22 protein-coding genes are annotated in these 23,283 nt (G+C 71.6%); 11 read left to right on the top strand and 11 right to left on the bottom strand.

The features are described from left to right. Positions 1 to 22: 22 nt before the first annotated feature. Together ACFU5O_RS09165 and ACFU5O_RS09160 are read right to left on the bottom strand one after the other, a co-directional pair. Positions 23 to 835 (bottom strand): aquaporin, encoded by an 813-nt coding sequence (locus ACFU5O_RS09165; protein ID WP_384238275.1) that lies wholly within the window; start codon positions 833 to 835, stop codon positions 23 to 25. 38 nt (positions 836 to 873) lie between these two features. Further along, positions 874 to 1,188, bottom strand: coding sequence for an ArsR/SmtB family transcription factor (locus ACFU5O_RS09160; RefSeq protein ID WP_384238273.1), 315 nt, complete (start codon positions 1,186 to 1,188; stop codon positions 874 to 876). Positions 1,189 to 1,312: 124 nt separating this feature from the next. Between ACFU5O_RS09160 and ACFU5O_RS09155 the strand changes: the two genes are divergently transcribed. Together ACFU5O_RS09155 and msrA are read left to right on the top strand one after the other, a co-directional pair. Continuing rightward, positions 1,313 to 1,726 carry an arsenate reductase ArsC gene (locus ACFU5O_RS09155; RefSeq protein WP_384238271.1) on the top strand — a complete coding sequence of 138 codons (414 nt, stop codon included), beginning with the start codon at positions 1,313 to 1,315 and terminating at the stop codon, positions 1,724 to 1,726. Positions 1,727 to 1,953: 227 nt separating this feature from the next. Further along, entirely contained in the window at positions 1,954 to 2,466 is a 513-nt protein-coding gene (gene msrA, locus ACFU5O_RS09150) for a peptide-methionine (S)-S-oxide reductase MsrA (RefSeq protein WP_384238269.1), read from the top strand. A 198-nt stretch (positions 2,467 to 2,664) separates the two neighbouring features. On the opposite strand, the gene ACFU5O_RS09145 is transcribed toward msrA, so the two are convergent. Both ACFU5O_RS09145 and ACFU5O_RS09140 read right to left on the bottom strand, forming a co-directional pair. Continuing rightward, a complete protein-coding gene (locus tag ACFU5O_RS09145) occupies positions 2,665 to 3,750 on the bottom strand; it encodes a hypothetical protein (protein WP_384238268.1) in 1,086 nt (361 codons plus the stop codon). A 655-nt stretch (positions 3,751 to 4,405) separates the two neighbouring features. Further along, complete coding sequence (locus ACFU5O_RS09140) at positions 4,406 to 5,509, bottom strand: hypothetical protein (protein ID WP_384238266.1); 1,104 nt, start codon at positions 5,507 to 5,509, stop codon at positions 4,406 to 4,408. Between the two features lie 60 nt (positions 5,510 to 5,569). Here ACFU5O_RS09140 and ACFU5O_RS09135 point away from each other — a divergent pair, with 60 nt between their 5' ends. Beyond that, positions 5,570 to 6,739 carry a cystathionine gamma-synthase gene (locus ACFU5O_RS09135; protein WP_384238263.1) on the top strand — a complete coding sequence of 390 codons (1,170 nt, stop codon included), beginning with the start codon at positions 5,570 to 5,572 and terminating at the stop codon, positions 6,737 to 6,739. Between the two features lie 169 nt (positions 6,740 to 6,908). Here the strand turns inward: ACFU5O_RS09135 and ACFU5O_RS09130 are convergent, their stop codons facing one another. The 4 genes from ACFU5O_RS09130 to ACFU5O_RS09115 all read right to left on the bottom strand — a co-directional run bounded on the left by ACFU5O_RS09130 (position 6,909) and on the right by ACFU5O_RS09115 (position 8,527). After that, positions 6,909 to 7,100, bottom strand: a complete 192-nt coding sequence (locus ACFU5O_RS09130; protein WP_384238261.1) for a DUF1059 domain-containing protein — start codon at positions 7,098 to 7,100, stop codon at positions 6,909 to 6,911. A 79-nt stretch (positions 7,101 to 7,179) separates the two neighbouring features. Then, positions 7,180 to 7,431: a hypothetical protein gene (locus ACFU5O_RS09125; RefSeq protein WP_384238259.1), complete on the bottom strand. Its 252-nt coding sequence runs from the start codon at positions 7,429 to 7,431 to the stop codon at positions 7,180 to 7,182. A 5-nt stretch (positions 7,432 to 7,436) separates the two neighbouring features. Continuing rightward, positions 7,437 to 7,925 carry a sigma factor-like helix-turn-helix DNA-binding protein gene (locus ACFU5O_RS09120; protein ID WP_384238257.1) on the bottom strand — a complete coding sequence of 163 codons (489 nt, stop codon included), beginning with the start codon at positions 7,923 to 7,925 and terminating at the stop codon, positions 7,437 to 7,439. A gap of 89 nt (positions 7,926 to 8,014) precedes the next feature. Then, positions 8,015 to 8,527, bottom strand: coding sequence for a MarR family winged helix-turn-helix transcriptional regulator (locus ACFU5O_RS09115; protein ID WP_384238255.1), 513 nt, complete (start codon positions 8,525 to 8,527; stop codon positions 8,015 to 8,017). A gap of 147 nt (positions 8,528 to 8,674) precedes the next feature. On the opposite strand from ACFU5O_RS09115, the gene ilvA reads away from it, so the two are divergent. From ilvA to ACFU5O_RS09100, 3 genes are all read left to right on the top strand, one after another. Continuing rightward, entirely contained in the window at positions 8,675 to 9,904 is a 1,230-nt protein-coding gene (ilvA, locus tag ACFU5O_RS09110; protein WP_384238253.1) for a threonine ammonia-lyase, read from the top strand. Between the two features lie 230 nt (positions 9,905 to 10,134). Beyond that, complete coding sequence (locus ACFU5O_RS09105) at positions 10,135 to 11,151, top strand: ATP-binding cassette domain-containing protein (RefSeq protein WP_384238251.1); 1,017 nt, start codon at positions 10,135 to 10,137, stop codon at positions 11,149 to 11,151. Between the two features lie 53 nt (positions 11,152 to 11,204). After that, positions 11,205 to 12,008: an ABC transporter permease gene (locus ACFU5O_RS09100; protein WP_384238929.1), complete on the top strand. Its 804-nt coding sequence runs from the start codon at positions 11,205 to 11,207 to the stop codon at positions 12,006 to 12,008. Between the two features lie 93 nt (positions 12,009 to 12,101). On the opposite strand, the gene greA is transcribed toward ACFU5O_RS09100, so the two are convergent. Together greA and ACFU5O_RS09090 are read right to left on the bottom strand one after the other, a co-directional pair. Then, on the bottom strand, positions 12,102 to 12,599 hold the full coding sequence (gene greA, locus ACFU5O_RS09095) for a transcription elongation factor GreA (RefSeq protein ID WP_384238249.1): 498 nt from the start codon (positions 12,597 to 12,599) through the stop codon (positions 12,102 to 12,104). A 170-nt stretch (positions 12,600 to 12,769) separates the two neighbouring features. Continuing rightward, complete coding sequence (locus tag ACFU5O_RS09090) at positions 12,770 to 13,186, bottom strand: DUF4307 domain-containing protein (protein WP_384238247.1); 417 nt, start codon at positions 13,184 to 13,186, stop codon at positions 12,770 to 12,772. Between the two features lie 151 nt (positions 13,187 to 13,337). Here ACFU5O_RS09090 and mca point away from each other — a divergent pair, with 151 nt between their 5' ends. Together mca and ACFU5O_RS09080 are read left to right on the top strand one after the other, a co-directional pair. Continuing rightward, entirely contained in the window at positions 13,338 to 14,219 is an 882-nt protein-coding gene (mca, locus tag ACFU5O_RS09085; protein WP_384238245.1) for a mycothiol conjugate amidase Mca, read from the top strand. Continuing rightward, on the top strand, positions 14,212 to 14,469 hold the full coding sequence (locus tag ACFU5O_RS09080) for a hypothetical protein (RefSeq protein WP_384238243.1): 258 nt from the start codon (positions 14,212 to 14,214) through the stop codon (positions 14,467 to 14,469). Before mca ends, ACFU5O_RS09080 begins: the two co-directional genes overlap by 8 nt. A 44-nt stretch (positions 14,470 to 14,513) precedes the next feature. On the opposite strand, the gene ACFU5O_RS09075 is transcribed toward ACFU5O_RS09080, so the two are convergent. Beyond that, entirely contained in the window at positions 14,514 to 17,762 is a 3,249-nt protein-coding gene (locus ACFU5O_RS09075; protein WP_384238241.1) for a tetratricopeptide repeat protein, read from the bottom strand. Positions 17,763 to 18,353: 591 nt separating this feature from the next. Between ACFU5O_RS09075 and lanKC the strand changes: the two genes are divergently transcribed. From lanKC to ACFU5O_RS09060, 3 genes are all read left to right on the top strand, one after another. Next, positions 18,354 to 21,071 (top strand): class III lanthionine synthetase LanKC, encoded by a 2,718-nt coding sequence (gene lanKC, locus ACFU5O_RS09070; protein WP_384238239.1) that lies wholly within the window; start codon positions 18,354 to 18,356, stop codon positions 21,069 to 21,071. A gap of 49 nt (positions 21,072 to 21,120) precedes the next feature. After that, positions 21,121 to 21,255: a SapB/AmfS family lanthipeptide gene (locus ACFU5O_RS09065; protein ID WP_384238237.1), complete on the top strand. Its 135-nt coding sequence runs from the start codon at positions 21,121 to 21,123 to the stop codon at positions 21,253 to 21,255. A 107-nt stretch (positions 21,256 to 21,362) separates the two neighbouring features. Beyond that, positions 21,363 to 23,201 (top strand): ATP-binding cassette domain-containing protein, encoded by a 1,839-nt coding sequence (locus ACFU5O_RS09060; RefSeq protein ID WP_384238235.1) that lies wholly within the window; start codon positions 21,363 to 21,365, stop codon positions 23,199 to 23,201. Positions 23,202 to 23,283: the final 82 nt, after the last annotated feature.

Below are 23,283 nucleotides of genomic sequence, written 5' to 3'. Positions count from 1 at the left end.
CCACGGCGTGGGGCGTACTCGGTCATGCCTCCCGCTGAGGTCCGTCCTTGCCGGGCATGAAGATGATCGCCACCAGCGCCAGACCCACGACGGCGCCCGCGAGTTGGGCGCCGATGAAACCGGGGAGGGAGCCGGGGGCGATTCCGGCGAAGGTGTCGGTGAACGCCCGGCCGATGCTCACCGCGGGGTTGGCGAAGGACGTGGACGAGGTGAACCAGTAGGCGGCCCCGATGTACGAGGCCACAGCCACGGGGGCGAAGCGCAGCCGGTCGGTGCGGGCGAGGCCGAAGATCAGCAGGATGAGCCCGGCGGTTGCGACGACCTCGCCGAGCAGCAGGTTCCCGGCGGTGCGGTCGTGCGTGGACCACTTCACCAGCGGTTCGCCGAACATCGCGTTCGCCGGTACGGCGCCCACGATCGCGCCGATCACCTGGGCGGCGATGTAGACGGCGGTCTCACGGGCCGTGACCCCCTGGCCGCCGCGGCGAGCGGTCCACCACTCGGCGAGGGTGACCGCGGGGTTGAAGTGGGCGCCGGAGACGGGGCCGAGCAGCGCGATCAGGACGCCGAGACCGAAAACCGTGGCGGTCGAGTTGGCCAGCAGTTGGAGTGCGACGTCGTCGGTCAGCCGGGTGGCCTGGATGCCGGAGCCCACGACGACCGTGACCAGCGCGGCGGTGCCGACCAGTTCGGCGGCGGCCCGGCCGGCCAGTGGTGCGGGAGGCGGCGTCGCGCCCGGGGCGGGCTGCGGACCGGCGGAAGGCGTGCCGGACTCGGCAACGAAAGGTGTACCGGACTCCGCAGCGGTCCCGGGTGTGGCCTCGGCGCGGTTCAACGGGTCTCCTCGGTCAGGGGCTGTGTCGGGGTGCGTGGTCACGGGCAGGCGCGTCTGACGTCGGCGTCTGCAGTGGCACGTGCGGTGGCGGCGAGGTCGGTGAAGGATCCGGCCAGCTTTTCGATGACGTCCGGCCGCACCTTGTAGTAGGTGAAGCGCCCGCACGGCTCGGTCTCCACGACGCCGGCCTCGCGCAGCACCCTCAAGTGGTTGGAGAGGTTCGTCTGCCTGGCACCGGTCTCCTCGACGAGATGTGTGGTGCAGAGGGTCTCGTGGGCGAGGAGGGTGACGATGTGGAGCCTGAGCGGGTCGGCCAGCACTCGGATCAGTTCAGTGTCGACTGATGTCATCATGGGCTGATACTCTCACATCAGCACTGACTGACATCACCAGATGCTGATGTCATGTGCATCTGGCTCGTCACATGTGTACCTGACGCGTCATGAGACATCGTCCATGAGACAAGAGAGACCTCTGATGTCCGAGAAGCCCTCCGTCCTGTTCGTCTGTGTCCACAACGCCGGCCGTTCCCAGATGGCCGCCGCGTGGCTGACCCACCTGGCCGGGGACCGCGTCGAGGTCCGCTCCGCAGGCTCCGCCCCCGCCGACCACGTCAACCCGGCCGCCGTCGAGGCGATGCGCGAGGTCGGCATCGACATGTCCGCGGAGACCCCGAAGATCCTCACGGTGGACGCGGTCAGGGCGTCGGACGTGTGCATCACCATGGGCTGCGGCGACACCTGCCCGGTCTTCCCCGGCAAGCGGTACCTGGACTGGACGCTGGAGGACCCGGCGGGCCAGGGCGTGGAGGCCGTCCGACCCATCCGGGACGAGATCAGGAAGCTCGTCGCGGGCCTGATCGAGGAGATCGCCCCGGAGAAGACGACGTGACCTGCGCGACCTGACGTACGCGAAGCCGACGGGAGCGCAACGCGGCAGTCACCCCGGAGGCGGCACGGCGGTGCACTCGTCGTCGGCGGCCGGCGACCGCAGGACCGGTCGGGCGGGCACGGAATCGCCTGGAACCCTCGCGCGTTGGAGCAGGTGGATGTGGGATGCCGGTGGTGTGCGAACCGAGCAGCCCGAGTGACCGAGCCGACACATATTGGAGGGCTGCAATGGCGGCGCAGACGCAGAGGGCCGTGCTGGCGGGCGGATGCTTCTGGGGGATGCAGGAACTGATCCGCCGGCTCCCGGGCGTGACGGCGACACGGGTCGGATACACCGGGGGCGACGTGCCGAACGCGACGTACCGTAACCATGGCACGCACGCGGAGGCCATCGAGATCCTTTTCGACCCCGAGAAGACCGACTTCCGCGCGATCCTGGAGTTCTTCTTCCAGATCCACGACCCGAGCACCAAGAACCGCCAGGGCAACGACATGGGCCTCAGCTACCGCTCGGCGATCTACTACGTGGACGACGAGCAGAAGCGGATCGCCGAGGACACGATCGCGGATGTGGACGCCTCCGGACTGTGGCCGGGCAAGGTCGTCACCGAGGTCGAACCGGTGGGCCCCTTCTGGGAGGCCGAGCCCGAGCACCAGGACTACCTGGAGCGTTACCCCGACGGCTACACCTGTCACTTCCCGCGCCCGGGATGGCGGCTGCCCGCCCGCGCGGAAGGCTGACCGCCCGCGGTGAGGCCGGCGGCGGGCGCAGGCCTCCTGTAGGAGGCTCCGCGGCCGGGTCGTGCTTGCGCCCCGCGGGGCCGGCGGTGCCGCGCCGTGGACGATGGGGGTGCCGGGCGGCGGGACGCAGTTTCGCTGCTCGGTCCATGGGGTCCGTACACAGGAAAGTACGGACCCCGCACGGCGTTCCTGGCGCGGTCAGGCCGCCTTGTACACCGTGAGGTCGCGGGCCGCCGCGTACTTCGCCGCCGGGTCCGGGAAGCGGTTCCACGGGAAGGCTCCCGCGTAGCCGTCCACGGCGCGGAACTGCTCCAGGGCCTCCTCCGAGCGGTCCAGCTGCACCAGGTACCAGGCGAGCAGCAGCCGTACCTCGTGCAGCCGCGGGTGGCCGGGGTCGGCGGCCGCCACGTCGGCCGTCAGGGCGTCGGCCAGGGCGGACACCTCAGGTGTCCTGAAGCCCCGCGAGGTGTGGCCGAAGGTCTCGTGCTCGAACCAGCAGATGAGCGGGAACGCGTGGAAGAGGCTGCCCAGGGGTGCGGACGCTGCGGCCTCCGCCGCGAATTCCGTGCCCAGTTCCACCGACCCCATCCACTTCTGGCACCAGTACTGGAGCGCGCTGAAGTGCGCCGGGTAAAGGTACGGAGCGCGGGTGGTGACCTCCTCGAAGTGCCCCCGCATCTCGTCGTGGGGGCGGCCGAGGCCGACCATGACCCAGATCCCGACGGCGGCGGGCCTCGGGTCGTCGTCGCCGGCCAGTTCCGCGGCACGTTCCACCGCGGTCCCGGCCTGGAGCAGCAGCTGGTGGAAGCCCTGGAACTGTTCCTGCGTGGTGTCCTTCGCCCGCGCGCCGCCGCGCGCCGCCCAGGCCAGCCCGATGGCGCTCTCGGCGCGTACGACGGCGGCGTCCGGGTCGTCCGGGCGCGCCGCTTCCCAGGCAAGCAGCCAGGTGTCGTCGTCGACGGCCACGCCGCTCAGCGCGGTCGTGTACCGGGAGCTCAGCTCCCAGTCCTTCCCGGTCGAGGCGAGGAGTGCGGCGGCGGGTTCCCAGTCGCCGGCGCGGGCGGCGGCCAGGGCCGCGGTCAGCTCGGGTGCCTGTGGGCCGGCGTGTTCCGCGTCGATCTCGTCCTGCGGTACGAAGCCGAGTTGGACGGCGCGGTGCGCCATCGCGTCGCGGGCCGCGGCGATGCGCTCGGGCGACGCGGCTTTCGACGAGGTGTCGCGGCGGTGCTTGAGCCAGAAGTAGACGGCTGCCGCGATCATGATGAGCGGGATCAGTCTGGGCACGTGTGTGGTCCTCAGGGATGGGGGGGTGGCGAGTGTGGGGCGTGGGCCCGGTCGGTCGGTCGGATCCGGATGCAGAGGCTCCGGGCACCGCCGCGTTCCGCCGCCTGCGGTGGCTCTCCGCCTTGTCCGACCGATGGCGCCGAGGCAGCGCGTCGACGTAGCGGCCGACCGGGCGGAACTGCTCCGGTGCGGCCTCGTGGCGGCCCTGCGGCGTGAGGTGGTACGCGGGCGGGTGGCGCACTTGCGGTAGCCGTGGGTGGTCCGGGTCGGCCGGGCCGCGTCAGCGAGGGCGGCGACGGCCACGGCGGGTGTCGGGTTGTTGTCGGCGGCGCTTTCGCCGGTGTTCGCGTCAGGTTCGTCGTGCTCGAAGACGGCGCGGATCGCGCGCAGAGTGGTGCCCATCGCTCCCCCACGGAAATGGACATGACGAAGTGTGGTGGGGGGAGGGCGAGTATCACCCGGCGATCTTGCTGGTGGCAAGCCGAATATCCAGGGGGCCGGGAGAGGCAGTTGTGACTGCCGCCACCGCTGCCGAAGGCTGTTGCGTCTGCGTCGGCATTGCCGACAGACCGAGGGGCGGGCCGCACCACCACGGTGCGGCCCGCCCCTCGCCTCATGCGCGTCCGCTCGGTGCGGCGGCGTCGCCGGGCTGCCGTCAGTGCGGCAGTGTCGCCGGGCTCCCGCCGTTCGCCTCGTAGCCCGCGACCGCCAGTGCCCGGTAGACCGTGTACTCCGCCGCGGGGTCGCCCCCGTGCGTCCAGGGCAGCGCCCCGACGTGCCCGTCCACGTGGACCAGCTGGTGCATCGCCTCTGCCCAGCGCTCCATGCGCACCAGGAACAGCACCAGCAGATGCCGTACGTGCGGGAGCACCGGATCGTCCGCGCGTGCCGTGTGCACCGCGTGCAGCGCCCCCTCGACCGCCCTGGTCACGACGGCGCTCTCGAAGAAGCCGCTCACCAGGATGACCTCCGGCAGATGCTCGTAGACCGCGAACAGCGGCAGCGCGGCGAGCAGGGACCCTTCCGGGGCGCGGGCGGCGGCCGTCGTGGCGAAGTGGTCGGCCTCCTCGCGGGAGCCGTGCCACTTCTCGCACCAGTAGTGCAGAGCGGCCAGATGCGCGCCCATGTGGGTGGGGGCGCGGTCGATGACCTTCGCCCACACCTGGTCGAACTGCTCGTGGGAGTAGCCCAGTCCACGGGCCGCGGCCAGTTCCACGATGTACGGAACGGGGTCGCCAGGGGCGAGCAGAGCCGCCTCTGCGCAGACCGTACGGGCCTCCTCGAGGATGATCCGGAAGTCGTCCGCGCCTGTCGAGGACGACCGCCACGCCTGTTGCACCAGGAACTCGGCGTGCACGGCCGCACCGCCCGCGTCCTTCGGCGACTCCGCGCGCCAGGTGCGCAGCCAGGAGCCGCCCGTGCCGGGCTGCTGCTGGAGCTCCAGGGACGCCGCGCCCGCGAAGGCCTGGACGCGCTGCCAGCGCAGCTCGCCCTCCTTCGGCGTGCCCGCGAGCAGCTGGGACGCGGCACGCGGGTCCTGGGTGCGCTGGACGACCTCGAGCACGTCCAGGAGGTCCTGGTCCGGGCCCGGCAGCCGCAGATCGAGCAGTTCCTGCCGGACAAAGCCGTAGGCGGCGGGGTCCGCGGCATCCGGCGCACCGGGGGCGACCTGCCGGACGGCGCCCCTGCGGCGCAGGACGAACGGACCGATGACCGCGGTGAGCATGACCATCGCGATCAGGAACCAGAGAATCTCCATACGGCCATTGTCCCGGACGCCGTCGGGGTGGAGACCGGCCGGGGACTACGCTCGGACCTCATGAGTGAGCAGCACACCAACGAGCACACCGACGAGCGCGGTTTCGAGACGATCGCCATCCACGCGGGCAACACCGCCGATCCGCTGACGGGTGCGGTCGTCCCTCCCATCTACCAGGTGTCCACCTACAAGCAGGACGGTGTGGGTGGACTGCGCGGCGGCTACGAGTACAGCCGCAGCGCCAACCCGACCCGGACCGCGCTGGAGGAGAACCTCGCGGCGCTGGAGGGCGGCAGCCGCGGTCTTGCGTTCGCCTCCGGTCTCGCGGCAGAGGACTGCCTCCTGCGCACGCTGCTGGTGCCCGGTGACCACGTGGTCATCCCCAATGACGCGTACGGCGGCACCTTCCGACTCTTCGCCAAGGTCGTCCAGCGGTGGGGCGTGGAGTTCTCCGTGGCTGACACCTCCGACCCGGCGTCGGTGCGGGCCGCGCTCACCGACCGTACGAAGATCATCTGGGTCGAGACGCCGTCGAACCCCCTGCTCGGCATCACCGACATCGCGCAGGTCGCGGCCATCGCCCGCGCGGCGGGCGCCAAGCTCGTCGTCGACAACACCTTCGCCAGCCCCTATCTGCAGCAGCCGCTGGCGCTCGGCGCCGATGTGGTCGTCCACTCGCTGACGAAGTACATGGGCGGGCACTCGGACGTGGTCGGCGGCGCGCTCGTCACCGCCGACGAGGAGCTCGGCGAGGAGCTCGCGTACCACCAGAACGCGATGGGTGCGATCGCCGGGCCGTTCGACTCCTGGATCGTGCTGCGTGGCATCAAGACCCTTGCGGTGCGCATGGACCGGCACAGCGCGAACGCGGCGCGGATCGCGGAGATGCTGACCAAGCACCCGCAGGTGACGCGCGTCCTCTACCCGGGGCTGCCCGAGCACCCGGGCCACGAGATCGCGGCGAAGCAGATGAAGGACTTCGGCGGCATGGTGTCCTTCCAGGTCGCGGGCGGCGAGCAGGCGGCGGTCGAGGTCTGCAACCGTGCGCGGGTCTTCACCCTCGGCGAGTCGCTGGGTGGCGTGGAGTCCCTGATCGAGCACCCGGGCCGGATGACGCACGCGTCGGTGGCGGGCTCGGCCCTCGAGGTTCCCGCGGACCTGGTGCGGCTGTCGGTGGGCATCGAGTCGGTGGACGATCTGCTGTCCGACCTCAAGCAGGCCCTGGGCTGACCAGACTCCGACCGAGCCGGAAGCGCTGACCGAGCCGACGGCTCCGATCCAGTCGGCGGCTCCGATCGAGTCGGCGCCGCTGTCGAGTGGGCGGCGGAGCCGGACCCGGTGCACGACACGACCGGGTCCGGCTCCGTGCCGGTTCCGGGCCGGCTCCGGACGGGTGCCGTCAGGCGCCGACCTTCTCCTCCTCGAGCATCCCGCGGATCTGTTCGCGCAGTTCAGAGCTGTCCTGGTGGCCGTGGACGGAGACCGCGTGCTCGGTGGCGGCCTTGAGGACCTCGTCCTCCTCACCCGTGATGGTGAGCGTGCAGTCCATCTCGCTCGGGAACTTGCGGCAGTCGGCGACTTTTCTGGTCATGACGACCTCCTGGTGGTGCGTTGCGCCGCTCGTTCCAGGGTAGGTCCGGGCCCCTTGAGGGCGCGTCCGCGGGCGTCGCTCACCAGCCCTCGATCTCGGGTGTCGTCTCGGCCGGGGGCACGGTCCACGGCTCGACGACCGCCGCCCACACGGCGAACGCGATCGCCACTGCCACCAGCACGAACCAGCCCGCGCGGCGCAGGGTGCGCCGACGGCGCAGCAGCCGGGTGCCGAGGCCTGTCGCCCGGACGAGCAGATCGGCGGGGACCGGCGCGGGCGGAACGTCCAGCATCCGCCGGACCTCCTCCTCCCGGTGCCCGTGACCGCTCATGCCGCTCATGACGCGCCCGCCGCGCGATACCGGGGGCGGGCACCGGGCGTACCCGTGCCCGGGGCGCGCAGGATGGTGACGGCGCGGCTGCAGATCGCCCGTACCCGCTCGACCGGCAGGCCCAGCAGCGCCGCCGTCTGCTCCTCGGCCACGGCCTCGTAGAGCCGCAGCACCACGATCAGCCGCTCCTGCGGGGTGAGCCGGGACAGCACACCCCCCGAGGTCCGGCGAAGGCGCCAGGCGCAGCGGGCGAAGCGGGTGGCGAGTTCGGCGCGGGTGCGGTCGTACGGATCCTCGCCCCGCAGCCGGTCCCACTCCGCGTACGTGTGCGCGAGCGCGGCCACGAGCAGCCGCTGCGCCTGCGGGTTGTGCCGGGGCTGCTCGCCGGTCAGCAAGGTCGCGGCATGCAGCAGCCGGCCGGCCGCGCCCGCGACGAAGGCGTCGAAATCACGGGCGCGGCGGCCGGGGACCTGGACGTGCCCAAGCCGTCGCATGTGCTCATATCAAGCCAGCGCGGCGCTCTGGTCAAGAGGTCGGACGCCGCCGGTCGGCGGTGCGGTCGGTTCCGGTGGCGCGGCGGCTGTCAGGAGCCGGCCTGCGCCTCCGGGTCGGCGGCCGGGAGCCCGGACTGGCGGGCCGAGAGCGCCGAGTTGAACCGGGTGAGCAGGGTGCAGAATGACTCACGCTCGTCCTGCGTCCAGCCGTCCGTCACCTGTGCCATGAGCTCGCGCCGCGAGGAGCGGACCTCCTCGAGGCGCGACTGGCCGCGGGGCGACAGCTGAAGCACGACCGCGCGCCCGTCCTCGGGGTGCGAGGTGCGCTTGACGAGGCCGGTGTCGACGAGCGGAGCGACCTGGCGGGTGACGGTCGACGAGTCGATGCCCATCCCGGCGGCGAGCGCCTTGACGCCCATCGGACCTTCCTGGTCCAGCCGGTTGAGCAGCAGATACGCGGCGCGGTCCATCGAATTGCGGACCTGGCCGACCCCTCCGAGCCGGGTCTGCTCGGCACGGCGTGCGAAGACGGCCACCTGGTGCTGGAGGGCATCGAGGAGACCGGGGTCTAGATCAGTCGTCATGTCCTGAGATGTGGGCATGGCTGCGGGGGCTCTCTCGTGCGGTGGTCGGTTGGTGGGGGACAGAGTACGCGGACGCGAGCGGGTCCGTACCGGCCCTGCGAAATCCTGTGGACAACTGTGTGACCGAGACGGCCGTCAGGCCGCTGAGCTGCGAGACTTGCTGTCATGAGCTTCCGCAATACCGGCCCCCTCCACCCGCTCATCCTCGATGACGTCAAGGGGGCTCAGAAGATGCTCGCGGGCGTGGCTCGGATGACCCCGATGGAGGGCAGCCGGTATCTGTCGCACCTGGTGGGAGCTCCTGTCCATCTCAAGTGCGAGAACCTGCAGCGGACCGGCTCGTTCAAGCTGCGCGGCGCCTACGTGCGGATCTCCGGGCTGCGGCCCGAGGAGCGGGCGGCGGGCGTCGTCGCCGCGTCGGCCGGCAACCACGCGCAGGGAGTCGCCCTGGCCTCCTCGCTGCTCGGCGTGCGTTCCACCGTGTTCATGCCGGTCGGCGCCCCGCTCCCGAAGGTCGCGGCGACCCGTGAGTACGGCGCGGAGGTGCGGCTGCAGGGCCAGGTCGTGGACGAGACCCTGGCCGCCGCGCAGGAATACGCGCACGACACGGGAGCGGTGTTCATCCACCCCTTCGACCACCCCGACATCATCGCCGGGCAGGGCACGGTCGGCCTGGAGATCCTCGAACAGTGTCCGGAGGTGCGGACGATCGTCGTCGGAGTCGGCGGCGGAGGGCTCGCGGCGGGCATCGCGGTGGCGGTGAAGGCGCTGCGTCCCGATGTGCGGATCGTCGGTGTGCAGGCCGAGGGCGCGGCGGCGTATCCCCCTTCCCTCGCGGCGGGCCGCCCGGTGGCGCTCGAGGAGCCGGCGACGATGGCGGACGGCATCAAGGTGGGCTGCCCCGGCGATGTGCCGTACGCGATCGTCGAGGAGCTGGTCGACGAGGTGCGCACGGTCTCGGAGGACGCGCTCTCCTCGGCGCTCCTGCTCTGTCTCGAGCGGGCCAAACTGGTCGTCGAACCGGCAGGGGCGAGCCCGGTCGCGGCGCTGCTCAGCGACCCGAAGGCCTTCCAGGGACCGGTCGTCGCGGTGCTGTCGGGCGGCAACGTCGACCCGCTGCTGATGCAGCGCATCCTGCGGCACGGCATGGTGGCGGCGGGCCGCTATCTGTCGCTGCGGCTGCCGCTGCCCGACCGGCCGGGGGCCCTTGCGACGCTGCTCGGTGTCCTCTCGGAAGCGGACGCGAACGTGCTGGACGTGGGCCATGTCCGCACCGACCCGCGCCTCGGGCTCACGGAGGTCGAGGTCGAGCTCCATCTCGAGACGAAGGGCCCCGAGCACTGCGAGGAGGTGGAGGGGGCGCTGCGCGGCGCGGGCTATCGCATCATTCGCTGAGAGGCGCTGAGCTGAGGAGAAGGTCCCCGGACGGTCGTTGTCCGGTCGGTCGCACCTCTTGTGTATCGCGATGTATCGCGTTAACTTGAGGCCGGGCCGCAAAACCACCTGCGCGGGACCGGGGCCCTGCCTAAGCTTGCGTGGAAAACGCGGCAGGTAAGAGACGCGTAAGTGTCATTCAGCGGAACTCGACCGCGCAGCAACCCTTCACCGTCACTGGGAGAACCCACATGCCAGGCGCCATTTACGCCGAGGGTCTGGTGAAGACCTTCGGCGACGTCCGGGCTCTGGACGGCGTTGATCTCGATGTCCCCGAGGGCACCGTCCTCGGACTGCTCGGCCCCAACGGCGCCGGCAAGACCACCGCGGTCCGCGTACTGACCACCCTGCTGCAGCCCGACAGCGGCAAGGCGGTCGTCGCGGGCATCGACGTCCTCAAGAACCCCAACGAAGTCCGCCGGAACATCGGTCTCTCCGGCCAGTTCGCCGCGGTCGACGAGTATCTGACCGGCCGCGAGAACCTCCAGATGGTCGGCCGTCTCTACCAGATGAGCGCCGCGGCCGCGAAGACCAGGGCGGCCGAGCTGCTGGAGCGGTTCAATCTCGCCGACGCCGCCGACCGCACCGCGAAGACCTACTCGGGCGGTATGCGCCGCCGTCTCGACCTCGCCGCGGCCCTGGTCGTCCAGCCTCCCGTGATGTTCATGGACGAGCCGACCACCGGCCTCGACCCCCGCAACCGCCAGGCGCTGTGGGAGGTCATCAAGGAACTCGTCGGCGGCGGTACGACGCTGCTGCTGACCACCCAGTACCTGGAGGAGGCCGACCATCTCGCCGACGACATCTGCGTCGTCGACCAGGGCAAGGTCATCGCCCGCGGGACGTCGGACCAGCTCAAGGCGCGCACGGGCGGCGAGCGCGTGGAGGTCGTCGTCCACCAGCGGGATCAGATCTCCCCGGCCCGCAGCGTTCTGGCGGGCTTCGGCAAGGGCGAGGTCACCGTCGAGGACCACACCCGCAAGCTGACCGTCCCCGTCACCGGCGGCGCCAAGCTGCTGGCCGAGGTCATCCGCGATCTCGACTCCCGGGGGGTCGAGATCGACGACATCGGTCTGCGCCGTCCCACCCTCGACGACGTCTTCCTCTCGCTGACCGGCCACCACGCCGAGCAGGGCGCGGAGAACGGTGAAGTGCCGGCGGCCCGGCCGGCGAAGGACCGCAAGGCCAAGAAGGAGGCCGTGAAGTGACCACCGTCCAGGAAGCGGCGGACCGCGTCGCGGCGCCCCGCCCGCGCGGCGGCATCGCGCAGGCGGTCGGTGACTCGCTCGTCGTCGCCAAGCGCAATCTCATCCGGATGACCCGGATCCCGGAAATGATCATCTTCGGGATGATCCAGCCGATCATGTTCGTGGTGCTCTTCACCTACGTGTTCGGCGGCTCGATCCAGGTCGGCGGTTCCACCTCGCCGCAGGCCTACCGGGAGTTCCTGATGGCGGGCATCTTCGCCCAGACCGTCACCTTCGCCACCGCTGGTGCGGGTGCGGGCATCGCCGACGACATGCACAAGGGCCTCATCGACCGCTTCCGGTCGCTGCCCATGGCGCGCGGCGCGGTCCTCACCGGCCGCACGCTCGCCGACCTGGTGCAGACGGCACTCACGCTCGTCGTGCTCGCCGTCGTCGCGCTGATCGTCGGCTGGCGGACCCACGAGAACCTCGGGAAGGTGCTGCTCGGCTTCGGGCTGCTGCTCCTGCTCGGGTACGCGTTCTCCTGGATCGGCGCGCTGATCGGCCTCTCGGTCCGTACGCCGGAGGCCGCCACGTCCGGCGGACTGATCTGGCTCTTCCCGCTGACGTTCATCTCGAACGCCTTCGTGGACGCCAACCAGATGCCGACCTTCCTGCGGCACATCGCCGAGTGGAACCCCTTCAGCGCCACGGTGCAGGCCTGCCGTGAGCTGTTCGGCAATCTCCCGCCCAACTTCAAGACCCCCGACGCCTGGCCCATGCAGCACCCGATCCTGGCCTCGGTGCTCTGGTCGGTGGCGATCCTGCTGTTCTTCCGGACCCTGGCGGTCCGCAAGTACCGCTCGGCGACGGTCTGACCCGTATCGCCGCTCGCAGAAGCCGAAGGCCCCCCGCACCCGAAGGTGCGGGGGGCCTTGTGCATACGGCAGACAGCCTGCGTGCGGCGGGGCTCAGCTCTGGTACGGCTTGGCTTCGAGGACCTTGACCATGGCGGTCCTGCCGTTCGGGAGCTCGTACTGGGCTTCCTCGCCGACCCTCTTGCCGTTGACGCCGGCGCCGAGCGGCGACTGCGGGGAGTACGTCGAGATGTCCCCCGACGCGTACTCGCGGGAGGCGAGCAGGAAGGTCTCGGTGTCGCTCTCGTCGCCGTCGAAGGCGACCGTGACGACCATGCCGGGGGCCACCGTGCCGTCGTCCGCCGGGGCCTCGCCGACCTTCGCCTTCTCCAGGAGCTGGGTCAGCTGGCGCACACGGAGCTCCTGCTTGCCCTGCTCCTCCTTGGCCGCGTGGTACCCGCCGTTCTCCCGCAGGTCGCCCTCCTCACGGGCCGCCTCGATCTTCTTCGCGATCTCGACGCGCGCGGGACCAGACAGGTACTCCAGCTCGGCCTTGAGCTGGTTGTACGCCTCCTGGGTGAGCCAGGTGACGTTCTCACTGGTCTGGGTCACAGGTGCTCCTCGTAGGTACTGGGAATACAAAGCATCGCCCTACCCAGAAGCATGTGCCTCCAGGAGTGGGCGAAACCACGAGCCTAACAATCCGAGGCGGAAAGGGGGAGGACCAAAAGGCCTCAAGAATGCATCAACGCAGGTCAGGCGTGGAGAGACCGCGGTGCGTCTCAGCCTTTCGGCCCGCTGTCGGCGGTGCAGCCCGCCAGCTCGGCGCTGGTCGCCCTCGCCGTTGTACGCACCGTGACGACCTCGTCGACGCGGCTCCCGGGAGCGTCGAAACGGACGTCCCTGCGGCCGACCTCGCTGCCGTCGTCGGCGCGTGAGCGCAGAGTGCAGTAGCCCTTGACGTCCTTGTCCTTGCGGACCTCGAGATGGACCTGGACCTGGTCGTCCGCGGTCACGTCCCACTTGATCATCTCGGCGCTGATCCGCTGACCGCTGATGTAGTCGTAACCGAACCACGTGATCATGGCGAGCAGACCCGCGCCCAGCACGGCGCCCACGATCTTGAGCCCACGGTCCGCGCGCTCGTCCGCCGAGCGGCCGTAGCGGCCCCCGGGAACCTGCTCGCGCGACGGGGTCATGATCGTCCTCCCAGAGTGCGGGACACCGGAATTTTTCCGCCCCCCTATTCCGTCACTATAGAAGCCTGCCGCCGCCGCCCGACCGGCACCCCGCACCGACGGACCCGGCGGGACGGCACCGACAATTCGACCAATCGCTGAGGATCGAGTCTTGACTGAGCAGCTGCGACTTATGGCCGTTCACGCCCACCCCGACGACGAGTCGAGCAAGGGTGCGGCGACGATGGCCAAGTATGTGTCCGAGGGGGTGGACGTGCTGGTCGTGACCTGCACGGGGGGCGAGCGCGGCTCCATCCTCAACCCGAAGCTCCAGGGGGACAAGTTCATCGAGGAGAACATCCACGAGGTCCGCCGCAAGGAGATGGACGAGGCCCGCGAGATCCTGGGCGTCAAGCAGGAGTGGCTGGGCTTCGTCGACTCCGGCCTTCCCGAGGGCGACCCGCTGCCCCCGCTTCCCGAGGGCTGTTTCGCCCTGGAGGACGTCGACAAGGCGGCCGGCGAACTGGTGCGGAGCATCCGCTCGTTCCGCCCCCAGGTGATCACGACGTACGACGAGAACGGCGGCTACCCGCACCCCGACCACATCATGACCCACAAGATCACGATGGTGGCCTTCGAGGGCGCGGCCGACACCGAGAAGTACCCCGAGTCCGAGTACGGCACGGCATGGCAGCCCCGGAAGCTCTACTACAACCAGGGCTTCAACCGCCCGCGCACGGTCGCCCTGCACGAGGCGCTGCTCGCCCGCGGCCTGGAGTCCCCCTACGGCGAGTGGCTGGAGCGCTGGAAGGAGTTCCAGCGTGCCGAGCGGACGCTGACCACGTACGTCCCGTGCGCCGACTTCTTCGAGATCCGTGACAAGGCCCTGATCGCCCACGCGACGCAGATCGATCCGGACGGCGGCTGGTTCCGCGTCCCGATGGACATCCAGAAGGAGGTCTGGCCGACCGAGGAGTACGAGCTCGCGAAGTCCCTCGTCGATACCTCCCTCCCCGAGAGCGACCTCTTCGCGGGCATCCGCGACAATGCCTGACATGAGCGCAAACCTCGCTGTGACCCACCTCGTCCCGCTCGCCGCGACCGGGCTGGACAAGAACAAGGTGACTCCGGGCCTCCTCGGCTTCCTCGTCTTCGCGGCGCTCGCCGTGGGCGTGTGGCTGCTGATGAAGTCCATGAACCGGCACATGGGGCGGGTGAACTTCGAGGAGGCACCGGAGGCGGGCGCCCCGGCCGCGCCGAAGGGCGCCGCCGCGGCCGGGTCCGGGTCCGCGGCCAAGGAGTAGGCGTCGGCGGGTGACTCCCCTCTCCCCGCCGGGGCAGGTGGGAGTCACCCGTGTGCCGTCTCCACCGGCACCCCCATCACCTCCCGGGCGTGCCGGTTCGGCACCATGCCGAGCGACCAGACCTGCCAGGCGTCCTCCAGCCGCACGCCCCGCTCCAGGACCACGGCGAAGGCCTCCATGCAGTCCTCCAGCTTGCCGTCGCGGGTCCGGTGGCCTTCCTCGCGGAGCCGCGCGAGTTCCTCCTGGGCGACGACCGTGCCGATCTCGACGCCGCCCGCCGACGCGTACGGGAGGAGCGTGCAGCGCAGGAAGCGCGCCCAGTCGCCGCCGCGGCGGTCGTGGTACGAGGCGAAGAGCGCGACCGCCTCGTCGCAGAGGGCGAGCGCCTGGGACGCGCGGTCGTTGCCCGCGTCGATGATGGCGAGTTCCAGACAGGTCCAGGCCTCTCCATGCGCCACCCCGATGCGGTGGAAGTCCGCGCGGGCGTCGACGAGGAGCTGGCGGGCGAAGCCGGAATTGCGGAGGTTGCCGGTCTGTGCGGCGCGCTGGTCACGGGTGGCGCGGCCGGAGTGGTGGCGGGCACAGGCCAGGCCGTAGACGTCCCGCATCCGCGAGAACATCGTGCGGGCTCGTTCCAGTTCGCGCACCGCCTGATCGCGGTCGCCGCATTCCTCCAGGGCCTGGCCCAGGTAGTAGAGGGTCCACGCCTCGCCGCGCGCGTCCTCGCTGTCACGGTGCCGGGAGAGCGCCTGGCGCAACCGGTCGACCGCCGGTGACGGGTCGCCGTCGACCAGCCGGGCACGGGCGAGCTGGGTGAGGGCCCACGCCTCGCCCCGGTCGTCCCGCATCCGCCCGTACAGATCGAGGGCCTCGTGCAGCTCCGACTCGGCGCGCGGCACATCGCCCATGCGCAGACACACCTGGCCGAGCTGGAAGTGGGTCCAGGCCTCGCCGTGCAGGGACTCGCCACCCCGGTGCAGCGTCAGCGCGTTGGAGAGCAGGGTGAGCGCCTCGGCGAGATTGGCCCGGTCACGTTCGACGGCGGCCAGCGCGTGCAGGGTCCAGGCACGGTCGGCGGCCAGCACGTCGGACGACTGCAGCTCGATCGCCTCGCGCAGCCTGGCCGAGGCCTCCACGAGATTGCCCTGGTGGTGGAGGGTGATGCCCAGGGAACACAGGGCGCGGGCGGCGCCCGCGTCGTGCTGCGCCTCGCGGTACAGGTCCACCACCGACGACAGGGTCGTACGCGCCTTGTCGAGCTCGCCGAGCTGACGGGCGGCGATACCGGTGCGCCACTGGACCGAGCGGATCAGCAGGCCCTGGTCGACGGCCTGAGTGAGGTCGTTGATCTCGCCCAGACGGTAGAGATCGCCGCGCAGCAGGCAGTAGTCGCACAGAGCACCCAGCAGATTCAGTACGGCCTGCTGGTCGACGCCCTCCGCGTGCCGCAGCGCCGCCGTGATGAAGCTCGACTCGTCGTCCAGCCAGCGCAGCGCCGCGTCCAGCGAGGAGAAGCCGTGGCCGTCGAATTGGTTGGCGCGGGTCGAGGTCTTCCCGTCGACGAGCCGGATCACCGAGTCCGCGAGCTCGGCGTACGCGATGATCAGCCGCTCCTGCGCGGCGGTGCGCTCGGCCGGCTCGTCCTCGTCCAGGAGCCGCGCGTGCGCGAAGGCCCTGACGACGTCGTGGAGGCGGTAGCGCTCTCCCCCTACGCCCTGCGGCGTGGAGGGACCCCCACGCACATGGTCCAGCAGCCCGGCCCGGGCGAGCCCCGACAGCAGCCGCTGCCCCTCCGTCTCGTTCGTGGCCAGCAGCGCCGCCGCGGCTGCGGCCCCGAGCGACGCCCGCCCGGCGAGGGCGAGCCGGCGCAGCAGCCTGCGGGCCTGCTCCGACTGGTCGGTGTAGCGCAGCCACAGGGCCCGCTCGACCGGCCCGACCGGGCCGTACGCGGACAGGTCCGCGGCGAGTTCCTGTGCGGTGCGGGCCCCCAGCGAGGAGCCCGCGATCCGCAGCGCGAGCGGCAGCCCGCCGCACAACTCCCTTACGGAGTCGGTCGACCGGGCGTCGTAGGGGCCTTCCTGCGACTCTTCGGCCGCCGCCTTCAGCAGCTCCTCCGCACCTGCCGCGTCCAGCGCCTCCACCGGCAGCTGATGCACCCAGGCCGGGATGTCCTCCGGCAGCTCGAGCGGCTTACGGGAAGTGACCAGCACGAGCGAGTCCGAACGCTCCGGTACCAGCGTCCTGACCTGCCCGGCGTCGCTCGCGTCGTCCAGGACGACCGTGACCGGCAGCCCGGTCAGATGCTGGTGGTACAGCTCGCTCAGCCGACGCACCTGGTGCTCGGCCGAGGACCGTTCGCGGAACAGCAGCTGCTCCCGGGGAGCGCCCAGCCGGTTCAGCAGATGCAGCAGTGCGTCGCGCGTGGACAGCGGCTGCTCGTCGGCCGAGCCGCCGCGCAGATCGACGACGCAGGCGCCCCGGAACTGGTCCTTGAGATGGTGTGCGGCGCGCACCGCGAGCGCCGTCCTGCCCGAGCCGGGTTCGCCGTGCAGCACGACCACCGTCGGCTTCGTCTCCGTCGAGGCCCGTGCCGCATGCACCCACTGTGCGATCCTCGTCATCGCCTCCCGCCGGCCCGCGAACGGCCCGTCGGGCGCGGGCAGATGCCCGAACGACTGCTCGAGCACACTCCGCCTGCGTGCCGCCTGACTCCGGTCCCCACCGCGCAGGACAGGGCTGGACGCCGTCTTCTTCGCGGGCCTGGCCGTGGTGGACGTCAGCATCCGCTGCTGGTCCAGGAACGGGCGGATTCCCCTTATCTCCAGGGCGGTCAGCCACTGCAGCCGCAGCTGCTCGGGGCCGCCGGGCTGGCCCAGCGCCCCGGCCCTGCGGTGCGCGGCCGGCCAGTGCGACGCGGTCACCTTGGCCACGGTCGCGGCGGCCCCGGCCACGGCGACGACCGCCCCGGCGCCGAGGGCCGTCCCTGTCGCCGTGCCCAGCGCCATGTCCGCCCCGATCGCCGCGGCGGCGGCAACAGCGGTGACGAGTGCGGGAGTCGACACGTTCTGCCGGCTGAACCCCGCCGCCAGCGACGGCTGCCCCGCCTCCGCCTCCTCCAGGGCATGGAGGTACGCCGCGTACTCCTCGCCGGCCGTGTCCGCCATCGCCTCCAGTGAAGCCCGCCCGCGCGCCAGCAGCGCCGCGGAGTCGGAGCGTCCGCCGGAGCGCCGCGCCTCCTCCTCGACGGCACGTACCAGCAGCCGCTCGGCTTCCGCCCGATGGCTGTCCCGCATGTGTGGTCCCCCTCCGAGAGCTCGGGTCCGGACGTCAAGTGTCCTGCGTGACGCGCGTCGGCGCGAGGGAGTCCGGTGATCGTCCGCTGCCGGGGCGGCTGGGAGGTGGAGGCACCCGACGTCGAGCATCACCCGATAAGAGGACGTTTGTCCTTATTCTGGGCGGGCAGTTGATCGATACCGAAGAAATCCTCAACGAAGGGAGGCCCGCCGGTATGACCGCGAAGTACCGGACCCGGACAGTGAGGAGATCAGGCATAGGAACCGTCAGATGTCCGTCCGGCGGCGGACGGAGGCTCGCCGAAGGCCTGCTGCCGGACGAAGCTGCCACGTACCGGGCTCTGCTCATCGACCGTCATGGAGCAACAGGGAGGCTCATGAAGCGCTGAATCAGTCGAACCTCGGGGAAGTCGGAGCGGGGAGAGCCATCGGGCTCTCCCCGCTCCGCCGTTCCCCGAGTGTGTGCCTGTGCCGGACGTCGGTTACTCATGAGTTCCTCACGGGCTGTTCGTTACAGCTGTGACTGTCAGCCCCACTTCGCCCGTGACAGCCTCATGGCCGTCAGCCAGCCGAGCCGGGCGAAGGAGCGACATGAACAAGGGGTACGCCGTCTTCTGCGACGTCGACCGGCAGTTCTACGACGCTCCGCACCGGCTGGCAGAGGACGGCGACGGCACCGGCCGGCTGTACGAAGCGGCGCGCCGCGCCGCGCCGGCGGGCTGGCGGCGGCACCGCTCGGGCGACTGGCTCGCCTACCGGCCGCTCGCCGCCGAACTCCCCTCACAGGGCTGGAAGATTCACATATCCGCCTGTCTCGACAATGCGGAGAAGGTGCTCGCCCAGGTGTGGGACTACTGCGTGCCCCGGGACATCGCCTTCAAGTTCATGCCGAGCCGCTATCTGCTGCACACCCGCAACGCCAAGTACGCCGACCGCGGCGGCAGCGGCAAGTTCATCACCGTCTACCCCGCGGACGACGCGCAGTGCCGTGCCATCGCCGAGGACCTCGACGCGCTCCTGACCGGTGAGCCCGGCCCGTACATCCTCAGCGATCTCCGCTGGGGAGAGGGACCCGTACATCTGCGGTACGGCAGCTTCACCGAGCGGCACTGCCGGGACGAGCGGGGGGAGTTACGCCCCGCGATCGAGAACGCAGAGGGCCGTCTCGTACCGGACCGCAGGGAGCCCGCCTTCCACGTCCCGCCGTGGATCACTCTCCCCGACTTCCTCCGGCCGCACCTGGACGCCCGCTCCGCCACCACCACGCACGACATCCCGTACACCGTCGAGCGCGCCCTCCACTTCTCCAACGGCGGCGGTGTCTACGTTGCCCGGGACAAGCGCACGGGCCGCAAGGTGGTGCTCAAGGAGGGACGGCCGTACGCGGGTCTGGCCGCGGACGGTGCGGACGCGGTGACCCGCCTCGAACGGGAGGGTGACGCGCTGGAGCGGCTCTCGGGCCTGTCCTGCACACCCGAGGTGCTGGACCGGTTCACCCTGGGGGACCACCGGTTCCTGGTGCTGGAGTACGTCGAGGGCCGCCCGCTGAACAGCTTCTTCGCCCTGCGCCACCCTCTGATCGAGGAGGACCCGGCCCCGCAGGTGCTGGCCGAGTACACGGAGTGGGCGCTGCGCATCCACGGGCTCGTGGAGCGGGCCGTGGCGGAGGTCCATGCCCGCGGAGTGGTCTTCAACGACCTTCATCTGTTCAACGTGATGGTCTCGGAGGACGAATCGTCGGTGGTCCTGCTGGACTTCGAGGCGGCGGCGCCGATCGAGGAGGGACGGCGGCAGGTCATCGCCAACCCGGGCTTCGTGGCACCGGCCGACCGCAGGGGCGCGGACGTCGACCGGTACGCGCTCGCCTGCCTCCGACTCGCCCTGTTCCTGCCGCTGACGAGCCTGTTCGCGGTGGACCGCGCCAAGGCGGCGCATCTCGCGGACATCGTGGCGGAGAGCTTCCCGGTGGACCGCGCCTTCCTGGACGAGGCGGTCGCGGAGATCACCCGGGGACACCGTGCCTCGCGAGAGCGCCGAGGGCCGGACGGGCATCGCGCCTCCCAAGACCATCACGCCTCCCAAGACCATCGCGCCTCCGACGCACATCGCTCCCCCGAAGAGAGCTCTGCCTCCGAGAGGCGCCGGGAGACCGGGAACCGCGGCTATCTGCCCGTCGAGCCGGGGGACTGGCCGCACAGCCGCGACTCGATGGCCGCAGCCATCCGCGCATCGGCCACCTTCGGGCGGGAGGACCGCTGCTTCCCGGGCGACATCGCCCAGTTCGCCGGGCCCGCGGGCGGCAGCTGCTTCGCCAACGGAGCTGCGGGAGTGCTCCACGCCTTCGCGGAGACGGGCTGCGGCCGTTGGCCGGAGGCCGAGGAATGGCTGCTGCGGGCGGTGCGCGACCCGGCCCCCGGCACTCCGCCCGGCTTCTACGACGGACTGTCCGGCATCGCATGGACCCTCCACCGGCTCGGGCACACCGCACGGGCCCTCGAGCTGGCCGACATCGTCCTGGCCCAGGACTGGGCCGGGATGGGTCCCGACCTGCACAGCGGTCTGGCGGGCGTCGGGCTCGCACTGGACGCGCTGGCCGCGGCCACCGGCGACAGCTCCCTGCACGACGCGGCCACGCGCTGCGGACGTCTCGTCGCGGAGAGATCCGCGGAGTCCAGCGGCAGGGCGACCCGGCGGGCAGGGCTGCTGCACGGCGCGAGCGGTGCGGCGCTGCTCCAACTGCGCCTGTACGAGCGGAGCGGCGACCCCGCCCTGCTCGCACTCGCGGCCGAAGCGCTGCACCGCGACCTCGACCGCTGTGTCGTCCGTGGCGAGCGCGGGACGCTTCAGGTCGACGAGGGCTGGCGCACGATGCCGTACCTCGGCGCGGGAAGTGCCGGTATCGGCATGGTGCTGGACGACTGGCTCGCCCACGGCGACGACGAACGGTTCGCGCGGGCGCGGAGCGGGATCGTACGGGCCGCGCAGGCGAAGTTCTACGCCCAGCCCGGTCTGTTCCGGGGAGCCGCCGGCATGGTGCTGTATCTGAGCCGGACGACCGCGAGCGGCCCCGGCACCTCCGCCACCGACCTCGCCCGGCAGGTCGGCGTGCTGTCCTGGCACGCCCTCCCCTACGAAGGCGGACTCGCCTTCCCCGGCGAGCAGATGATGCGGCTGTCCATGGATCTCGCCACCGGCACGGCGGGATGCCTGCTCGCGCTGGGCGCGGCCCTCCACGACGCCCCGGTGCGGCTGCCCTTCCTGCCGCCGCTTCCCCCGGCCGCTCACGCGGCCCCCCGAACTGGCCCCTGACACAGGGGTCATGGCAAGAAACAACCGTCCCCGATGAAAGGAAGACGACATGTCGCTTCTCGACCTGCAGAGCATGGAGACCCCCAAGGACGAGTTCGGCGAGGACATCGCGACCGGTGGTGGCAGCCGCGCCAGCCTGCTGCTCTGCGGCGACAGCAGCCTGAGCGTCACCACCTGTAACTGACCCTCGGCCGCCGTGCGGAGTCCGCTCCGCAAGGCGGCGACTCGGTCCTCCGGTCCCGGGCGGTCATCCGCCCGGGACCGTTCCGCACCGACGACGAGGAACCATCCATGACTCCCAGACCGACCGGCGCCCCGGCGTCCCGTGCCGGCGACAGTGACGTTCCGGGAGGGGCCGAGGCCGGAGCCGCATCGGTGTCCGGAGCGGGCGCCGGGGCCGTGTCCGGAGCGGGAGCCGGGGCCCGGGGCCTGTTGACGGGCGCCGCCCGCGCCTCAGCCGCGCGGATCGCGGCCGTCGCGGCCCTCGGCATCGCCTCGGCGGCAGCCGCCATCGCTCTGCCCGCACTGCTGGGCCGCACACTCGACCTCGTGCTCGCCGGGGACGGGAACGCCGGAGCGTGGGCGGCGATCTGCGCCGCGCTCATCGCCGCGGACATGCTGTGCGACGCCGCCTCCGCCCTGCTCACCGGCACGGTCACGGCGCGCTCCGCCGCATGGCTGCGCCGCCGCGCCCTGCGGCATGTGCTCGCGGCGGGGCCCCGTGGTGCGGCAGGCTTCACCTCCGGGGACCTGGTGACCCGGCTGACGGGAAATGTGAACGAGGCGGCCGTGGCTCCCGCGACCGCCGCGGCTGCGGTTCCCGCCCTCGTCCTGCCGGCGGGCGGTCTCGTGGCCCTGGCCCTGATCGACGTCTGGACGGCAGCCGTCTTCGTGGTCGGGGCCCCGGTGCTGGTTCTGCTGCTGCGTGCGTTCACCCGCGACACCTCGGCCGGGGTGGCGCACTACCAACGGGTCCAGGGCGACATCGCCGCCCGGCTGGTGGAGGCGCTCGGTGGGGCCCGTACGGTCGCCGCCGCCGGAACGGAGGAGCGCGAGCGCGCCCGGGTCCTGGCCCCGCTGCCCGAACTCGCCGTGCGCGGGCGGCAGGTGTGGCGGGTGTACGGCAGGGCCGTCGCCCGGGGCGCGGTCCTGCTGCCGCTGCTGGAGACCGCCGTGCTCGCGGTCGGCGGGCTGCGGCTCGCGGCCGGTGAACTGACCGTCGGAGAGCTGCTCGCCGTCCTCCGCTACGCCGCCCTGGCCGCCGGGCTCGGGTCGGTCGTCGGACAGCTCGCGGCCCTGCTGCGCGGGCGCGCAGCCGCCCGGCGCACCGCCGAGGTGCTGGCCGCACCTGTCATGGCGTACGGGAACCGGGAACTGCCCGCGCACGGGTCGGGACGGCTGGAGTTCCGCGGCGTCGGCGTGGTGCGCGACGGGCGGCCGGTCCTCCGGGACGTGGATCTCGTCGTGCCCGGCGGCACAACCCTGGCCCTGGTCGGCCGGTCGGGCGCGGGCAAGTCGGTCCTGGCCGCGCTGGCAGGCCGGCTGGCCGATCCCGACGGCGGAACCGTGCTGCTGGACGGCGTCCCGCTGCCCGAAGCCGAACAGGGCGTGCTGCGACGCGAGGTGGGGTACGCCTTCGAGCGGCCCGCGCTCTTCGGCGGGACGGTGGGTGAGGCCATCGCCTTCGGGCCGTACGAACCGTCCGGGGACGAGGTCGTCGCCGCGGCGCGGGCGGCGGGAGCGGACCTGTTCGTCCGGCGGCTTCCTGGCGCCTACTCCACCGAGCTCGCCGACGCCCCGCTCTCGGGCGGTGAGGCACAACGGCTTGGGCTGGCACGCGCCTTCGCCCATGCGGGCAGGCTGCTCGTGCTCGACGACGCGACATCCAGTCTGGACAGCGTCACGGAACGTCAGGTCGTACGCGCGCTGATGCACGACGTCCGTCCCGGTACCCGACTGGTCATCGCCCACAGGGCGTCGTCCGCGGCCCGCGCCGACCTGGTGGCCTGGCTCGACGACGGCACGATCCGGGCCGTCGGGCCGCACGCGGAGCTGTGGGCGCTGCCCGACTACCGCGCGGTGTTCGCCGCCGCCGACGAGAACAACCACCCGTCGGAGGGGTCGCGTTGACGGCCGGGCACAGGACGACGCGGGCGCCGGAGCGGGCAGTCGTTCGGGCCGGGGCCGGGGCCGGGCCCAGGGGCGGTCGTGC

This window comes from Streptomyces sp. NPDC057445 (assembly GCF_042802855.1).
GTDB lineage: Bacteria > Actinomycetota > Actinomycetes > Streptomycetales > Streptomycetaceae > Streptomyces.
This window is presented reverse-complemented; position numbering and strand designations above follow the sequence as displayed.